We start from the raw sequence: 415 nt of genomic DNA, 5'->3' as shown, positions 1-415 counted from the left end.
GCCGGTCGACGAGCTTCGTTTCGAGCCCGCCCGTCGTGACGGTCGACAACTGGGCGAGCGCACCCGTATCGAGGCCGAGCGCGATCGCGCCGACGCCGGCCAGGAGCGCCACGCCGATCCCGCGCTTGATCCATTCGCCGGCGCCGAGCGAGCGCTTCATCGCGGCGAACACCTTGCCGCCGATCACGAGCGCGACGCCGAGCGACGTCGCCGCGCCGCCGCTGCGGTGGCGGGTGGCTTGGACCGTCGAGCCGACCGCCGCCGGTGCGCCGTTCGAGCGCCGCGCGGGCCGGTCGACGAGCTTCGTTTCGAGCCCGCCCGTCGTGACGGTCGACAACTGGGCGAGCGCACCCGTATCGAGGCCGAGCGCGATCGCGCCGACGCCGGCCAGGAGCGCCACGCCGATCCCGCGCTT

At 74.7% G+C, this 415-nt stretch carries 1 pseudogene; it reads right to left on the bottom strand.

The annotated features are described in order from the left end of the window. Positions 1-415: pseudogene (locus G3O06_RS49595) on the bottom strand (hypothetical protein); the annotation flags it as partial.

The organism is Burkholderia sp. Ac-20345 (genome assembly GCF_017104825.1).
GTDB classification, from domain to species: Bacteria; Pseudomonadota; Gammaproteobacteria; order Burkholderiales; family Burkholderiaceae; genus Burkholderia; species Burkholderia lata_B.
Note: the sequence above shows the minus strand (reverse complement) of the source record. Positions and strands in the feature narration are given on the sequence as shown.